The 495-nt window shown below is 68.2% G+C and carries 1 protein-coding gene; it reads right to left on the minus strand.

From position 1 onward, the window contains the following. Positions 1-192, minus strand: a 192-nt coding sequence (locus AC1DYG_RS19400) for a ferritin-like domain-containing protein (RefSeq protein ID WP_477641488.1), incomplete at its 3' end; no start/stop codon positions are given. Positions 193-495: the final 303 nt, after the last annotated feature.

A 495-nucleotide genomic window follows, 5' to 3' on the forward strand; every position in this document is an offset into this window, starting at 1 on the left:
GAGGTACTGGATCATCATCATCGCGTGGTTGCGTTCTTCGGTCGCCTGCTTGTAGAAGCGCCCGGCGAGCTGAGGGAGGTCATTTCCGTCGAAGTACACCGCGACCGCTACGTACTGCTGCGAGGCCGTGAATTCGTTGCGAATCTGTTCGCGGAGGAGATCGTGGAATTCGCTGCGCTCTCGGGTGGTCATGGCGCACAGATTACCGCCGGACGGCCGCCCGTCGGTGGACCGGTCGCGGAAGGCGGTGCACGCCACCGCGTCCCGGCCGAGGGGCGACCGGCGCCGCGATCGCGGTTCCGGTGGGTGGGACGGGCGCGGGATGGGCCGCGGGCCGGCACCCAGTCTGGGGTCATGAAGTTCTCACTGGCCGTGGCCATGATCCCGCTGGACTGAGCGAGGTGCTCGCCGGCGGGATGGTCGAGCACCACGGCGAGTTCTTCGACTTCGACMRGCTGCAGATCAGCCCGGCGCCCGGGCGCCGGGTACCGCTGT

This window comes from Pedococcus sp. P1_H8 (assembly GCF_056405175.1).